Source organism: Aeromonas sp. Y289-2, assembly GCF_027705925.1.
In the GTDB taxonomy this organism is placed as follows: domain Bacteria; phylum Pseudomonadota; class Gammaproteobacteria; order Enterobacterales; family Aeromonadaceae; genus Aeromonas; species Aeromonas veronii.
Genome location: NZ_JAPDCH010000020.1, coordinates 1 through 16,166, shown reverse-complemented (window position 1 = coordinate 16,166; position 16,166 = coordinate 1). Strand labels below are relative to the sequence as shown.

Here is a 16,166-nt window from a genome sequence, read left to right as displayed (position 1 = left end):
TCAGTGGGGTTTTATCCCTTGATAGTGTGATGGTCGCAGGCGCTGATGCGGCGATCATCATGACAAACAGTCACCCTTTTACAGGAGATCCTAAATGATCGAAGTGACCGAGGTTTCCATTGCCGAGCTGCGTGCCGCGCTCGAATCAGGCCGCACTACTGCGGTCGAACTGGTCAAGGCCTATCTGGCCCGGATCGAGGCCTACAACGGCCCCGAGACTGCCACCAAACTCAACGCCGTGGTGGTAGCCAATCCCGATGCGCTGAAAGAGGCCGAGGCTTCCGATGCCCGCCGCGCTCGTGGCGAGACCCTGGGCCCGCTCGACGGCATCCCCTACACCGCCAAAGACAGCTATCTGGTCAAGGGGTTGACCGCTGCCTCCGGCAGCCCGGCCTTCAAGGATCTGGTGGCCCAGCGCGATGCCTTTACCGTTGAGCGGCTGCGCGCCGCCGGTGCCATCTGCCTTGGCAAAACCAATATGCCGCCGATGGCCAATGGCGGCATGCAGCGCGGCGTCTATGGCCGTGCCGAGAGCCCCTACAACGCCGACTACCTGACCGCGCCGTTTGCCTCCGGCTCTTCCAACGGTGCCGGTACCGCCACCGCCGCCAGCTTCTCCGCCTTTGGTCTGGCGGAAGAGACCTGGTCGAGCGGCCGTGGACCTGCCTCCAACAACGGTCTGTGTGCCTACACCCCGTCCCGTGGCGTCATCTCGGTGCGCGGCAACTGGCCGCTGACTCCGACCATGGATGTGGTGGTGCCCTATGCCCGCACCATGAACGACCTGCTGGAAGTGCTCGACGTGGTAGTGGCTGACGATGCCGATACCCGTGGCGATCTGTGGCGCATGCAGCCCTGGGTGCAGCTGCCCAAGGCCTCTGAAGTGCGTCCGGCTTCCTATCTGGATCTGGCTGCCAAGCCTGAAGCCCTCAAGGGCAAACGCCTCGGCGTGCCGCGCATGTTTATCAACAAGGATGAACTGGCCGGCACCAGCGAAAACCCCGGCATCGGCGGCCCGACCGGTCAGCGCATCCATACCCGCGACTCCGTGATTGCCCTGTGGGAAGATGCGCGCAAGGCGCTGGAAGCCGCTGGCGCCGAAGTCATCGAAGTGGACTTCCCGCTGGTCTCCAACTGCGAAGGGGACCGACCCGGCGCGCCGACCGTGTTCAATCGCGGCATCGTGAGCCCGGAGTTCCTTAACGACGAGCTGTGGGAGCTCTCCGGCTGGGCGTTCGACGACTTCCTGCGCGCCAACGGCGATCCCAAGTTGAACAAGCTGGCCGATGTCGATGGGCCGAAGATCTTCCCCCACGATCCCGGCACCCTGCCGAACCGCGAGGGAGATCTGGCGGCTGGCATGGACGAGTACGTCAATATGGCCAAGCGCGGCCTCAAGCGCTTTGACGAGATCCCCACAGTGCCGGACGGCCTGCGTGGTCTGGAAAAGACCCGCAAGCTGGACCTGGAAGACTGGATGGACGGGCTCAAACTCGACGCCGTGCTGTTCCCCACCGTCGCCGACGTCGCCCCGGCTGATGCGGATGTGAATCCGGCCTCCGCCGATATCGCCTGGAGCAACGGCATCTGGGTTGCCAACGGCAACCTCGCCATTCGCCATCTCGGCGTGCCGACCGTCACCGTCCCCATGGGGGTGATGGCCGATATCGGTATGCCAGTGGGCCTGACCTTCGCCGGTCGCGCCTATGACGACAACAACCTGCTGCGCTTCGCCTCGGCCTTCGAGTCCACCGGCAGCAAGCGTATGGTGCCGCCACGGACGCCGCCGTTGGGGGATATTAGTTAGGAGAAACTCCTGTGCTAGCCCTACGATGACGAAATAAAAACCACCTGCTATGTAGGTGGTTTTTATTTTCAGTATCACAATTGGTTACAATGCAATAATTTTTGCGACTTCTTAATAAACTTACTAATGACTATGTTGTTCATTGATAAGTCACACGTTTCTTTTGATTAGAATTTTATTTCTGGGTGCTTTTCTTTTATTTTTGGGATTACTTCATTTAAAAAGCAAAAAACCAAACCACAAATGCTGATAGTTTTTTCTGCATGTCTATCTGTTGATATTATTACATAGGTTGATTGCAAACATGCCGATGAACGAGGGAATATGATTCTGTGCATCACTTGAACATTTCCAATGATATATGACTTTATATGCATAAATGCGTTCAAGGCATTATGATAATTAGTTTCCCAATTGCCTGGGTCATTACTACTAATACGTACAATTAAATTGTTAATATTATTGAAGTTGTCTTTTCTAAAACCACATAATTCATTTACTTTTCTTGCATGAAAAGAAAACTCAATCAAGCTGCTAGTAATCACTTCATTCCAAGATGAGCTCCATTCTGATGGAAACACCGAGCCTGTAAATGCGAATAGTTGCAATGCATGCTTTCTTGCTTCTGAAATATGTATTTCTGCAAGTCTTTGGTTGTCTTTTGTAATCATTTTGGCTCTTGCTTTATATAAGTTAAAAGTAGTGTTCTGTAGGGTTGGATAATATTTTTAGGCGGTTTGCTTTTTAAAATAATTATTATTGTATTTGTTTTGACATTTTTTTCAATATGACTATGCGGCCTTAGGTTAGCGAAGCATATTTTTGAGAGGGCTGTAGGTTCGAATAGCGAAGCGTATTCGGACGATCGCGAAAGGGAGGTTGCCGAGATGACGCAGGCATCCAAGGTTGCTTGAACATTTTTCCATCACCATGTTCGCGGTAAACGGACGATTACGCTGCGCTAATCGTCCCTACAGCAAGGCAGTGATTGCATGTTTTGACCATTTACATCGCTCCACTCCCTGCACCGTCAATCGCCATATTGGTCGTGGCTCGCCGCCGATTTCCCCTGATTTTTTCTGACTTCCCCCAGACTTCACCTTCTCTTCACACAACCTCATTTTCCCCTCACAAATCCCCCGTATCTTCTGCCCACTGCTTAAAAGGCCCGGCTTGCCACAGGGGTGGCGAGGGGGCGGTTGGTTCGAGGGAGCAAGATGATGAAAGGTTGGATGAAGTGCACATTGGCCGGAGCCGTGGTGCTGATGGCGAGTTTCTGGGGTGGCAGCGTGCGGGCGGCGGGGATCGAGCTCAAGCAGGTGAGTGGCCCTGTCTATGTGGTGGAGGATAACTACTACGTCAAAGAGAACTCCATGGTCTATTTCGGGGCCAAAGGGGTGACGGTGGTGGGGGCGACCTGGACGCCGGATACCGCCCGCGAGCTGCACAAGCTGATAAAAAGAGTCAGCAGCAAGCCGGTGCTGGAGGTGATCAACACCAACTACCACACCGATCGGGCGGGCGGTAACGCCTACTGGAAGTCCATCGGCGCCAAGGTGGTGGCGACGCGCCAGACCCGGGATCTGATGAAGAGCGATTGGGCCGAGATTGTCGCCTTTACCCGCAAGGGGCTGCCGGAGTATCCGGATCTGCCGCTGGTGCTGCCCAACGTGGTGCACGATGGCGACTTCACCCTGCAAGAGGGCAAGGTACGCGCCTTCTACGCGGGCCCGGCCCATACGCCGGACGGCATCTTTGTCTACTTCCCCGACGAGCAGGTGCTCTATGGCAACTGCATCCTCAAGGAGAAGCTGGGCAACCTGAGCTTTGCCAATGTGAAGGCCTATCCGCAGACCATTGAGCGACTCAAGGCGATGAAGCTGCCGATCAAGACGGTGATCGGCGGTCACGACTCGCCGCTGCACGGCCCCGAGCTGATTGATCACTATGAAGAGCTGATCAAGGCTGCGCCGCAGTCATAACGGCTGCGCGACAGACTGGCAGCAAGCCTTGCCATTGCTGCAATCAGCAGCCATAACGGCACACCACAAAACGCCCGCTTTCAGGAAATAAGCGGGTGTTTTGCATTGGCGGCTTTTTTGGTGGCTGTGAGTGTGTGGCATTAACGCTGTTCAAGGGAGGGAGGCTTTCATAAGATGGCCCTCTCTCTTTTCCCTGAAAGTTATCCATTTTCGTTATGCAATACGCCTCTCTCGCGCGCCTCAAGCAGGCCTTTATCACCGGGATGTGGGCCTCGCTGGTCAGCATCGTTATCGGCTTCGCCTTCAAGGTGTGGCTGGCGCAGTGGGTCGCCAAGGGAGAGCTGGCGCTGTTCAACAGCGTGGTGGATTTGATCTCCCTCTCTTTTATCCTGATGACAGGTTTTCGCTCCTCCATGGTGGTGAGCTACTCCCAGACCAAAAACGATCGGGACATCATCAATATCTTTCGCTACTTCCTCATCGGCATCGTGCTGCTCACCTGGGGGACGGTGATCCCCTATATCAAGCACGGGCTCCATATCCGGGTGGAGTATCTGCAACTGGTGGGGGTTATCTTCGGGCTGGGGCTCAAGGTCTATTTCACCAATTTGGTGGCCATGTACCGGATGTATCAGCTCTCCAACCGGGTCACCTGGCTGGAGCCGCTGGCCAACGGCCTGCTGTTTATGGCCTGCTACTTCGGGCTCGGGATGGATGCGCTCCCTTCGCTCTTCTACGGGCTGACCTTCTCGTCACTCGCCATCGCCGGTTATATGTATGTTTCGCGCCGCCGGGCCATCGCCACCAAGCCGCTGGCCAAGGTAGCGCTCGGCCCCGAGATGGTGAGCTATGTGAAGAAGAGCTTTACCGCCTCGCTGGAGGCGGGGGCCAGCATTCTGATGATTTACATCACTGTGCTGCTCACCATCCGTCACTTCAGTATCGACGAGCTGGGGGATTTTCAGGTGGTGGTGCGCCCCATCTTTACCTATATGACCACCTTGTTTGTCTTCCCCATCTACCGCTTTGTGCTGCCAGAGCTGGCGGTCAATCTGCGCAACGGCGATCACCGCCAGATAAGGTTGATCCGCCGCTGGATCTTCCGCCTCTCCGCCATCGTCAGTCTGGCCTTCTTTGGCTTGATGTTGCTGGCGGGCAAGCCGCTGGTGCTGTTGTTCTTCCCCGCCGACTACGTGGGGGCGGTGCCGGTGCTGTTCCACTTCTCCATCTTCTTTATCTTTATGATGCTCAACGGCTATCAGCTCGCCTATATCAAGGCTCACGGCCACTTTACCCAGAGCCTGCTGATCCGGCTGGCGGGCATAGTGGCGCTGGTTGCCGCCTACTATCTGGTGGCCGAGTTCACCGCCAACGTGGTGGCGATTATCGTGGCGCTGGGCCTCGGCTATATGGTGATGTTTATTCTCTCGACCCTGGCGGAGCGGCAGATCTTGCGATCCCTGCCACTGGTACTGGCGACCCGTTAGGGTGTCGCCAAGCGCAGGCTTCTGTCAGATAACAAAAAACGCCCGTGCGGGCGTTTTTTATTGGCGGCGCAGGGCAGGCTTAACGCTTGCCCTTGCCACCCTTGTTGCCTGCGAGCGCCTGCTTTCTGGCGCGCTGCTTCTGGGCCGCCTTGCTGTTGCGGCGCGGCTCGGGCTCGAAGCGGGTGAGATCCGGCTCAAAACCGGGAAACCACTGCTGGGGCAAGCGGGTGTCGAGCACCGCTTCCACCTTCTCCAGCAGCGGTGCATCTTCCGGGCTGAACAGGGTAATGGCGAGCCCCTTGTTGCCGGCGCGGCCGGTGCGACCGATACGGTGGACGTAATCCTCCGCCACAAACGGGAACTCGAGGTTAATCAAGTAGTTGAGATCGCTGATATCGAGGCCGCGGGCCGCCACGTCGGTGACAACCAGCGCCTGCAGGGTGCCAGCGCGAAACTCCAGCAGCACTTTTTCACGCGCGCTCTGCGACAGATCGCCGTGGAAGGCCAGCGCATTGATGCCCGCCCTGCCAAGCTGCTGGGCCAGCTTGTCAGCCCCTTGGCGGGTGCGGCTGAAGATAAGCGCCGGTGCCCACCCTTTCACTTTCAGCATATGTTCGACCAGCGCCAGCTTGCGATCGCTGTCCACCGTATAAACCCGCTGCTCCACCTCGGCCGCCGTGGTGTTGCGCGGCGCCACTTCAATCAGCTCCGGGTCGCGCAGCAGCACCTTGCAGAGGGCAAACAGGTTGTCGTCGCAGGTGGCGGAGAAGAGCAGTGTCTGGCGATCCGCCGGGATCTGTTTGAGCAGCGCCTTGATCTCGTCCATAAAGCCCATGTCGAGCATGCGATCCGCCTCGTCAAACACCAGATGGCGCAGCGCGGCCAGACTCAACGCCCCCTGTCGCAAATGGTCGAGCAGACGGCCCGGGGTGGCGATCAGGATATCCACCCCGGCTTGAAGCGCCTCTACCTGCGCCGCGATACTCACTCCGCCGTAGACTTGCGTGCTGGTGAGACCTGTCCCCTGGCCGTAGCGCGCCACGCTCTCGGCGACCTGCACCGCCAGCTCGCGGGTCGGCACCAGCACCAGCGCGCGGAGCGGGCGTTGGGACGCCATTTGCGGCTGCGCCAGCAACTGCTCCAGCAGCGGCAGCACAAAGGCGGCGGTCTTGCCGGTGCCGGTCTGGGCCCCCGCCATCAGATCCCGCCCTGCCAGAATGACGGGGATGGCGCGAGCCTGAATGGGGGTCGGTGCGGCATAGCCGAGCTCGGTCAGGGTCTGCTGCAAGCGGGGGGAGAGGGCCAGTTCGGCAAAGGAGGCTGTGGACATAGAGGGCACCAGTCGGGGTTATCGCGGCCTGCGGCCACGATGCAGTGAGTGATCGTGGCCGCGATGGTAACAGAAGCAGGGGGCGCGGCAGAAGGCGGCTATGCCTCTGCGTCGTCCGGTAATGGGCGGATCAGCCGGATCTTTTTGCCCTCGTAGCAGGCGATGTTGTGCTTGCCGTGCTGTTTGACGTGGTAGAGCAGCTCATCGGCCAGATGCACCGCCTCGGTGACTGTGAGGTAGTCGCGAATGCGGATCACCCCGGCGGAGAAGGTGATGGGGGTGGGCAGCTCGGGGATCCCCAATGGGCGATCCAGCAGGCGACCAGCGGAGTGGATCATCATCTCGTCATCCTCCATCCCCTTGAACAGCACGATAAACTCCTCGCCGCCCCAACGGATGGCGCTGTCTACCTTGCGGATATTGCTTCTGAGGTGGCGGGCAAAGGCGACCAGTGCCAGATCACCGACGCTATGGCCATAGGTGTCGTTGATCGACTTGAAGTTGTCGATATCGAGGATCATCAGATAGTCGTGCTCATGGAGCAGACTCTGGCAGAGCACATCTCTGCGTGGCAGCCGGGTCAGGTGGTCGGTGTGCGCCAGGGTGCGCAGCCGCAGGTAGATCTGCTTCCAGGCCACCATGCCCAGCAACAGAACGATGAGATAGACCTTGAAGGCCGCACTTTGCAGGGCCAGCTTGACGAAATCGAACCAGCTGTAGGACCACTTCAGATAGAGATCATCCCCCGCCTTGGTGCGCATAAAGGGTTTGCTCAGGCAGAGATGCCTCGGGCGGCAGGGCTCGGCGGCTTCAAACGATATGTTGGTGCGGGTCGGGTTGATGGTGTCGAAGGGTCGCAGCACATCGTTAAATGCTTCATCGACGGCGATGTCGATACCGAGCAACCCGTATTTGTAACCGCCGCGCCCCGACTGATGAATGAAGGGGAAGTACATCACTATGGTGTTGCGCATGCTGAAGCTGTCGATCTCGATATCGGAGACAAAGGCCTCATCGGCGCTGCACAAGGGGCGGCCGGGGGTAAAGCTGGCGCAACCGAAGTAGTGATACCAGGCGGGCAGTGTCATCAGATCCACCTTGATCGGCGCCAGTCTGGCGGGCAGCACATTGTTGTCGGCCACCATGCCGATCAGCCGGTAGTCATTCCAGATGGTGTAGATATTGATCACCTCCGAATAAGAGAGGGCATAGCGGAAGGTGTTGAGGATATTGGCTGCCGGGTATTGCAGCGGAATATCGGCAAAGCGGTATTTGCTTTTGAGGTCATACCCGTAGAGATAGTCGCTGCCGACGCTATTCGGGGGCGGTGGCTGATCGAGCAGATGGTGTTGTGCCAGATAGCTGGTGATGTTCTCCACCTTGAGGATCTTGGCTCGCTGGTAGAAGACCTCGAACACGTTCTTCTGTCTGGCGGTGATGAGATCCATGTCGTGCTGGATAGTGAGATAGGTGTAGTAGAAGACAATGCCCAGCCCGGTCAGGGCGAGCAGGGCTAATCCGGCCACTTTGACGATGAACTGGCGAGCACACGCCGATGGCCAGCGCAAGGCTGGGAGGTTACCTGAAAATAAGGTCATAGGTGTCTGGGTGCAGTACCGATAGGGGCGCGGGCGCCATACGGGCAAAGTATACGCGAAGGAAATCCCGACAGGATCCACCGACAAACCTTGCCAGAAGCTGAAGCCCTCACCACTTATTTATCCCTACTCCACAATCAGCACGCTCTCGCTGGCCAGATGGTGCAGCCACTCCCTGACGATCAGCAGCACGGCCGCAAAGTGCTCGTCGCGGGGCAGCAAGCTGGCGGCGAGGGGATCCCCTTCCGCCATGGCGGCCAGCTGGCCAAAGGCTTGCTCCACCAGATCCCGGTCGAGCTGGTTGTCCCCCAGCACTTCGGCCAGCGACGGCTGGCTGCGCAGGGTCAGCTGCAAGCCGGGCGGGATCTGCGGGGCGATGCGCATCAGCTCATCTTCCACCACCATGATGGCCCGCTCCAGTTCGAGCGGGGTGGGTGGCGCATTGCGAAACGGTCCGGGCTGGATGGCGTGGGTGCCAAAGGCCAGCAGGTAGTGTGACGGGGCCGCATCTGGCTGGCTCAGCCAGAGCTGGCTGCTCTGTTCACCAATCTCCAGCAGCAGGGTCATCATCTCCGGTACGGGTTGTGTCATGGTGCTGAGCTCCTGTATTGTAAACGTTTTCCAATTCTGCCTTTGATACCCCCGCTGTCGCCGTTTGGCGAGCACAATTTCTGCGAGTCGTCCCTCACTTTGTTGCAAACCCCTTGCAAAAAAATCCATTGGTGGCAGTCTGGATGTCTAAATGGCTGTTGCCGTTTCGTTATCCTCAGATGATTCAGGAGTTCAGATATGGATATTCGCACCGCTCCCCGCGCCATCGTGCTCGCCCTCATGCTGGCAAGCGGCATCGCCGCCGCCAACGAAGCGCTGGTGATCCAGACCGATTTCGGCCTCAAAGATGGCGCCGTGTCGGCCATGAAGGGGGTTGCCTTCGGGGTGGATCGCACCCTGCCGCTCTATGACCTGACCCACGAGATCCCGGCTTACAACATTTGGGAAGCCTCCTACCGCCTCTACCAGACCCTGCAGTATTGGCCCAAGGGCACCGTGTTTGTCAGCGTGGTTGATCCCGGTGTCGGCACCGAGCGCAAGTCAGTGGTCCTCAAGACCAAGAGCGGCCAATACATCGTGACCCCGGACAACGGCACCCTGACCCTGGTGGCCGAACACTTCGGCATCGAGGCGGTACGCCAGATCGATGAGAAGCTCAACCGCCTCAAGGGCTCCGAGAAGTCCTACACCTTCCATGGCCGCGATGTGTACGCCTATACCGGCGCACGGCTCGCCTCCGGCGCCATCAGCTACGAGCAGGTCGGCCCGCTGCTGCCCGCCGAAGTGGTGAAGATCCCCTATCAGCCTGCGGTAGCAGAGAAGGATGGCACCCTCAAGGGCACCATCCCGATCCTCGATGTGCAGTACGGCAACGTCTGGACCAATATCGACGATGCCCTGCTGACCAAGGCGGGGATCAACAAAGGGGATACAGCCTGCATCAAGATCCGCGAAGGGGATGTGGTCAAATATGACGGCAAGGCGCCGTACGTCAGCAGCTTCGGCGATGTGCCGGAAGGTCAGCCGCTGGTCTACCTCAACAGCCTGCTGCAGGTGTCGGTGGCGCTGAACATGGACAGCTTCGCCGCCAAGCATCAGGTGCAATCCGGTGCCAACTGGCATATCAGCCTGAAGAAGTGCTCCTGAAGATTGTCGGGCTTTCGACAAGCGGGTTTGAAGCAAGAGAGGGCAGCCAAAGAGGCAGCCCTCTCTCATTGGGTGGTAAGGCGTTGCGGATAAGGAGTTGTTGTCAAAAAGCATATTAATTGAATGCAATTGATAATGATTGGTATTTGGTTGGATAATCGCGCACTTGTCTGACCACCCAACCATACCGAATGAAAACCAGCCTCTTACTGCTCAGCCTGCTGGCTCTGACCGCATGCAATGATAATCACAGCAATACGTCTGTGGCCCCCTCACCCGAGGTGACCCCGCCGGTCGTCAAGCCGACCGAACCGCCCATCACTCCGCCAATAGTACCGCCGGAAACTCATACCCGGGTTCCTCTGACCATTGAGGTCAATGTGGCTGATCGACTGGGGGCGGGAGCACAGCTTGAGGTGAGACAGGTCGCCACCGGGATCCGCGTGCAACAGGCCATCGAACCGGGCCAGCTTGCCCGCATCACCTTGCCTGAAGGTCTGCAACTGGATCAGCCGCTGGAGCTGCTTGGCAGCGACGAGGGCTATCTGCTGCGAGCGGTATCGGTGCGGGTGGCGGATCTCTCGGCCGGGATCACTCTGGCGCGCCGCAACAGCGTGCCGCGGCTGGGATTGAACGAGGAGGAGACGGCGCTCTTCCTGCTGGCGGATCAGAGCGGAGATGGCTCCCTCAGTCAGGCCGAGTGGGGTAGAGCAGAGGAGATCCGCGTGCAACAACAGGCGGCTCTTCAGGATTATGCAGCCTTCCTGCTGGCCCAGCGCCAGCCGGGCGCCGTGCTCGACTATGCCGACAGCTGGCAGATGCTGTTGGCCCTGCGCGATGACAAGCAGGCGCGCAGCTGGTATCAGCGCAGTAACAGTGCCCAGATCCAGTCCGCCCGTACCCAGCTCTATCCCGCCAATCCAAGTCAGCCGGACGAGCCGGAGACGGCAGATCTGCTGCATCTCGATGAGCAGGGGCTGCTGGTGGTGCGTGGCCCCTGGCAGTGCCTGCACGATGTGCGCACGGTCAGCGGGGTCAAGGGTAGCCAGTACTGGCTGTATGGCAGTGACACCAGTGCGTTGGCGGTTGCCAGCCAGCCACAACTGGCTGCGGGGCTGACCGCTTGCGGCCGCAGCGACTGGCGCCTGCCGACCCTCACCGAGTTCGAGAGATTGCTGAGTAGTGACAAGTCGGCATGGCGCTATCCCAATACCTTTGCTGTTGGCCTGCCCGCCCAGATCTGGCTGCAGGATGGTGCGGGTCAACCCCATCTCTATCAACTGGCGACCCGAATCTGGCTGGATGAGGGGGAGGGGGGTCTGCTCTGGTATGCGCTGGCACCCTATCCGGTGCGTCCCTCCGTGGTGCGCGACAGCAGCAAGCCGGACATGGCGGCCCTGCGCGCCCAATATAGCGGTTCATCGGCCCAATGGCCTGCCGCCCGGGTGGATGAAGGGGTGGAGTGGCAGGAGCTGGGGCCGTTGCCGGCGGTTCCTTTCCCGGCCGACAACCCCTATAGCCGGGCCAAGGTGGTGCTGGGTCAGCAGTTATTTTTCGACAAGCAGCTCTCCAAGGGGCGGGATATCAGCTGTGCCAGTTGCCACGATCCGCAAAAGGGGTGGAGCGACGGCCTGAGCGTATCGGTCGGTCATCTGGGCCAGAAGGGCAATCGCAACGCTCCTTCCATCCTCAACAGTGCCTTCAGCTCGACCCAGTTCTGGGACGGGCGGGTCGCCACGCTGGAGGAGCAGTCGCTTCACCCGATCCAGAACCCCATCGAAATGGCGCTGAGTCATGACGAGCTGCTGGCCCGTTTGCAGGCCAGCCCCGACTATCAGGCTGCTTTTGCCACCGCGTTTGGCGATCAGGGGATCACGCTGGAGCGGATCGCCAAGGCGATCGCCACCTTCGAGCGCACTATCATCAGCCGAGACAGCGATTTTGAGCGCTTCGTCAAAGGGGATAGTCAGGCACTCAGTGACAAGGCGCTGTGGGGGATGCACCTCTACCGCACCGATGGCCGCTGCATGAACTGCCACTCCGGCCCGCTGTTGAGTCAGCACGGGTTCGAGAGTGTGGGGCTCACCTATTACGGTCGTGGCAAACTGGAAGATCGCGGGCGCTTCCTGCAGACCCGCAACAAAGCAGATATCGGTCGCTTCAAGACCCCCAGCTTGCGGGACGTCGCCTTTACCGGCCCCTATATGCACAACGGCATCTTCCCGATCCTGGCCCAGCGTATCGGCGGCTCGGTGCAGGGGGTGGTGGCCATGTACAACTTTGGCGTGACCAAGTGGAGCAGCGGGGTCGGCTTCCCGACCGGTGCGGATCAATATGATCCCTTCTTCCCCAAAGCCTCCGATCACCTGCATGCCCTTGGCCTCAGCAATGATGAGCTCGATGCCATCGGCGAGTTTTTGCGCAGTGCCTCGGCCGAGCCGCGCCGCACCCCGGCCACTGTTGCCGAGCTGGGGGTGAGTGAGGTGGATGACCCGGCTCCGGTGGGAGCGGTGATCACCGGCTTGGCCGTGCTGCCTGCCCAGCCTCAGCTGGAAGTGGGGCGGACGCTTCCTCTGCAACTGCAGTGGCAACTGAGCGATGGCTCTCTCGGTCCGCTCGATGCGCCTGTTGATTGGCGCAGCGAACAGCCGGAGTTCGCTACCGTGAGCCCGCAGGGCGAGGTGCGCGGTGTGGCGGTCGGTACGGCACGACTGGTGGCGACCACGGCTCGTCACACGTTGACCATGACGGTGCAGGTGGTCGATGCCCAGCCCGATTTTGCCCGGGGCTGCCGTCAACCCGAGCTGGTGGCGGGCAAGCTGGCCTTTGTCTGCCAGTTGACCAGGGACGAGGCGGAGCGTCTGTCCATCTCCTATGACGGAGTGAGCAGTGATAGCGATGGCGACTACAATCCCTTCCCGCTGGAGTATGTGACCATGGGTCAGGCGCGGGCGCGGAATTACTGCCAGCAGCTGGTGGCGCGCGGCCACGATGACTGGCGTCTGCCGACCCGGGCCGAGCTGGAGGTGCTGTTTGCCGCCTACAACAAGGATGGCGCGACGGATCAGTTGCTCCAGCAGCAGGGTTGGCCGCTCTACAACCGCTACTGGAGCAGCGATGCGACTGCCAATGACGATGGTGAGCTGCCGCTGTTCGACCTGAGCACCGGCGACCCGCTGTGGGATCTGGCGGACGAGGCTCATGCCGCCACCTGCGTCAGGGCCATCTAGCCTTCATAGATCGTCAGATGAAAAACGGGCGCCGAGGCGCCCGTTTTGTTCTCTGGGAATACAGAGGGATTAGAACTCGTTGGAGAGCGCCTTGTACCCTTTGACCAGATCGATATTGGTATGGGCCACATCCTCGGAGAACTCGGCGGCATCTACCGAAACCCGCGGGATATGGGTCAGATCGCTCTGCTGGTTGATGCGGGTGGTGGAGGGGACGTAGAACTCCGGCGGCAGATCGCAGCCATCGATCACCGAGTTGTGACGCACCACGGCACCGTCACCGATATGGCAGTTGAACAGCACGCTGTTGAAGCCGATAAAGACCCGGTTTCCCACTTCGCACGGCCCGTGGACGATGGAGCGGTGGGCGATGGAGGTGTACTCGCCGATAGTGACGGCGGCGCCGGATTTGGAGTGGATCACCACGCCATCCTGAATATTGGAGTTGGCGCCGATGACGATGGGTTCCATCTCGCCGTTGGCATCCACTTCGTCGGCGCGGATCACTGCATAGGGGCCGACAAAAACATTCTCTTTGATGATCACCTTGCCGCAGATGATGGCGGTCTTGTCGATATAGGCGGATTCGTCGATGACAGGCAGATGGCCGGAGGGATTCTTGCGGATCATGTTACATCCTGTGGTTGCCAAGAGGGATTATCTAGTGGTGGACGAGGAGCCTACCGGTCGGTCAGCTTACCCCTGCTCGCCCTCTGGTGAAACCCCTGACTGGTCTGACCCTTGTCGCGCGGCGTCTCAGCATGGCTGTTTCCGGTCGCCAGAATATGGGAGCATGGCTGTTATCCCGAGTCGCGTTAGATGGACATATAAAGATGAAGAAGATGATTGCCCTGTTGGCGGGTGGTTTATTGCTCTCCTCGGCCGTGCAGGCCAAAGGGGAGGCGGGGGCGTTTGACTATTACGCCATGGCGCTCTCCTGGTCGCCCGAGCATTGTGCCGTCAAACCGGCGGATCGGGACCAGTGTTCCCGCAAGCTGGGCTTTGTGCTGCACGGTCTCTGGCCTCAGTACGATCGCGGTTACCCCAGCAACTGCACCCGCGAACGGCTCAATCCCGATATGGAGAGCGAGTTTGCTGACCTCTACCCCAGCCGTTTCCTCTATCGCCATGAGTGGGAGAAGCACGGCACCTGCTCCGGCCTGAGCCAGCAGGCCTTCCATAAGCTGGCGAGTGATTTGCGCCAGAAGGTGAAGATCCCGGCGGCTTATCAATCCCCGGAAGAGCCGCTGCGCAAAACCAGCTTCCAGCTCAAGGCCGATCTGGCGAGCGCCAACGAGTGGCTGGTCCCCGACAACATCACGGTGGCTTGCGCCGATGGTGGCCGCTTCCTGCGGGAGGTCTATATCTGCGTCAATAAAGAGGGGACAGATGCGGTCACCTGCTCCGCCGAGATGCAAAAGCGCGAGCGCCGCTCCTGCGGTCAGCCGGACTTCCTGCTGCGCAGCGTGCGTTAAGCCTCCACTCTCTTCATCGGGCCCCTTGCGGGCCTGATGTGTAACCATAGCTATCGGAAAGGAGTCTGACAGATGGATGGCAACAACCGGTTTGGCCCGCAAGAGCGGGCAATGCTGCTCGGGGTGAACGGATGAGCCTGTTTGCCGAGCTGGGAATGCGTTATCCCATTATTCAGGCGCCGATGGCCGGTGTGCAGGGTAGCGAGCTGGCGCTGGCCGTGACCCGTGCGGGCGGCTTGGGCTCCTTGCCTGCCGCTATGCTCACATCAGCGGAGCTGCGCAGCGAGCTGGAGCGACTTGCCCAAAGTGGCCTTGGACCATTTAACATCAACTTCTTCTGCCATCAGCAACGGGAACCTGATCCCGTTGCACTAGCCCGCTGGCAGCAGCGGCTTGCTCCCTACTACGCCGAGTTCGGCACACTTCCCCCAACCGTTACGACGGCGCCAAGCCGTGCACCTTTCAATGAGGATCATGCCGCCATGGTGGCTGAGTTCAGACCGGCGGTGGTCAGCTTCCACTTCGGCCTGCCCGCTCCCGAGCTGCTTGCTCAAGTGAAGGCTGCGGGGGCCAAGGTCTTGGCCAGCGCCACCACGGTGGCGGAGGCTGTATGGCTCGCTCAACACGGCGCCGATGCCATCATCGCTCAGGGATTGGAGGCAGGCGGTCATCGCGGTCATTTCCTCTCCGATGATCTCGCCTTGCAGCAGAGCACCTTGACCCTGCTGGCACAAATCCTCGCGGTGACCGATCTGCCGGTGATTGCCGCTGGCGGTATCGTCGATGGCAAGGGGATCGCCAACGCGTTGGCAATGGGGGCGAGCGCCGTGCAGATGGGGACCGCCTTTCTCTGTTGCCATGAAGCGACCACCTCGGCGTTGCATCGCGCCGCCATCCATTCACCAGAGGGCCAGCAGACGGCACTGACCAATCTGTTCAGTGGCCGTCCGGCGCGGGGGATCGTCAACCGTCTTATGAAAGAGCTGGGCCCGCTCTCGGATCTTGCCCCTCACTTCCCCTATGCCAGTGGCGCACTGGCACCGCTGCGCGTCGCCGCCGAGAAGGCGGGGGACAGTGGCTTCTCTCCGCTCTGGGCTGGCCAGAATGTATCGGGCTGCCGGGATCTTCCCGCTGGCGAGCTGATAGCGTGCTGGGTCAAAGAGGCTGGATTGGGATAAGCACTGCTATATACGCCTCTTTATATAGAAGCGGCCGTTGGTGCAGTGCGTCGGACGCGACGGTGCGGCAATGGTGGATGAGTGCCAGGCCAGTACCCTTGTAAGGCATTTATCCGGTGTAAAACGTCCTCACTTCACCCTGGGCTGTGGATAAGCCTGTATAAAGGCTGTGAGTTGATATGAATAACTAAAAAAGTGCTGTTTTTTGCAATTTTATTGCCGATAAGGGGTTGCCAGAAAGAATCTGTTCCCTATAATGCGCCTCCATCGACAGGGCAAGCGGTAACGCAAACAACCTTGTCGGTAACCTCGAAAAGCCCTTGAAAATAAGGCTTGACTCGAGAAGGCGGTTGAGTAGAATTCCACTCCCGCAGCAACACA

Annotated in this window: 12 protein-coding genes; 7 read left to right on the top strand and 5 right to left on the bottom strand. The window is 59.5% G+C overall.

Going from position 1 to position 16,166, the window contains the following annotated elements; all coding sequences use genetic code 11:
• Positions 1-94 precede the first annotated feature (94 nt).
• The gene (locus OKC43_RS19990) at positions 95-1,807 is read left to right on the top strand and encodes an amidase (RefSeq protein WP_236272229.1); all 1,713 of its coding nucleotides are present in this window, start codon (positions 95-97) and stop codon (positions 1,805-1,807) included.
• A 167-nt stretch (positions 1,808-1,974) separates the two neighbouring features.
• Here OKC43_RS19990 and OKC43_RS19985 read toward each other — a convergent pair whose 3' ends face one another.
• Positions 1,975-2,478 carry a hypothetical protein gene (locus tag OKC43_RS19985; protein WP_005354488.1) on the bottom strand — a complete coding sequence of 168 codons (504 nt, stop codon included), beginning with the start codon at positions 2,476-2,478 and terminating at the stop codon, positions 1,975-1,977.
• 546 nt (positions 2,479-3,024) lie between these two features.
• Here OKC43_RS19985 and cphA point away from each other — a divergent pair.
• On the top strand, positions 3,025-3,789 hold the full coding sequence (gene cphA, locus OKC43_RS19980) for a CphA family subclass B2 metallo-beta-lactamase (RefSeq protein ID WP_181269177.1): 765 nt from the start codon (positions 3,025-3,027) through the stop codon (positions 3,787-3,789).
• Positions 3,790-4,004: 215 nt separating this feature from the next.
• Positions 4,005-5,276 carry a hypothetical protein gene (locus OKC43_RS19975; protein WP_236272228.1) on the top strand — a complete coding sequence of 424 codons (1,272 nt, stop codon included), beginning with the start codon at positions 4,005-4,007 and terminating at the stop codon, positions 5,274-5,276.
• Positions 5,277-5,355: 79 nt separating this feature from the next.
• Here OKC43_RS19975 and OKC43_RS19970 read toward each other — a convergent pair whose 3' ends face one another.
• The 3 genes from OKC43_RS19970 to OKC43_RS19960 form a co-directional block, all read right to left on the bottom strand.
• A complete protein-coding gene (locus OKC43_RS19970; protein WP_270804090.1) occupies positions 5,356-6,606 on the bottom strand; it encodes a DEAD/DEAH box helicase in 1,251 nt (416 codons plus the stop codon).
• A 98-nt stretch (positions 6,607-6,704) separates the two neighbouring features.
• On the bottom strand, positions 6,705-8,204 hold the full coding sequence (locus OKC43_RS19965; protein ID WP_236272226.1) for a GGDEF domain-containing protein: 1,500 nt from the start codon (positions 8,202-8,204) through the stop codon (positions 6,705-6,707).
• Between the two features lie 126 nt (positions 8,205-8,330).
• Positions 8,331-8,795, bottom strand: coding sequence for a hypothetical protein (locus tag OKC43_RS19960; RefSeq protein ID WP_047438433.1), 465 nt, complete (start codon positions 8,793-8,795; stop codon positions 8,331-8,333).
• Between the two features lie 198 nt (positions 8,796-8,993).
• On the opposite strand from OKC43_RS19960, the gene OKC43_RS19955 reads away from it, so the two are divergent.
• Positions 8,994-9,902 carry an SAM hydrolase/SAM-dependent halogenase family protein gene (locus OKC43_RS19955; protein WP_236272225.1) on the top strand — a complete coding sequence of 303 codons (909 nt, stop codon included), beginning with the start codon at positions 8,994-8,996 and terminating at the stop codon, positions 9,900-9,902.
• Between the two features lie 191 nt (positions 9,903-10,093).
• Positions 10,094-13,132: a cytochrome c peroxidase gene (locus OKC43_RS19950; protein ID WP_236272224.1), complete on the top strand. Its 3,039-nt coding sequence runs from the start codon at positions 10,094-10,096 to the stop codon at positions 13,130-13,132.
• A gap of 69 nt (positions 13,133-13,201) precedes the next feature.
• Here OKC43_RS19950 and OKC43_RS19945 read toward each other — a convergent pair whose 3' ends face one another.
• Positions 13,202-13,762, bottom strand: a complete 561-nt coding sequence (locus OKC43_RS19945) for a gamma carbonic anhydrase family protein (protein WP_005343397.1) — start codon at positions 13,760-13,762, stop codon at positions 13,202-13,204.
• 203 nt (positions 13,763-13,965) lie between these two features.
• On the opposite strand from OKC43_RS19945, the gene OKC43_RS19940 reads away from it, so the two are divergent.
• Positions 13,966-14,607: a ribonuclease T2 family protein gene (locus OKC43_RS19940; protein ID WP_103252389.1), complete on the top strand. Its 642-nt coding sequence runs from the start codon at positions 13,966-13,968 to the stop codon at positions 14,605-14,607.
• 131 nt (positions 14,608-14,738) lie between these two features.
• Complete coding sequence (locus OKC43_RS19935) at positions 14,739-15,785, top strand: NAD(P)H-dependent flavin oxidoreductase (protein WP_236272223.1); 1,047 nt, start codon at positions 14,739-14,741, stop codon at positions 15,783-15,785.
• Positions 15,786-16,166: the final 381 nt, after the last annotated feature.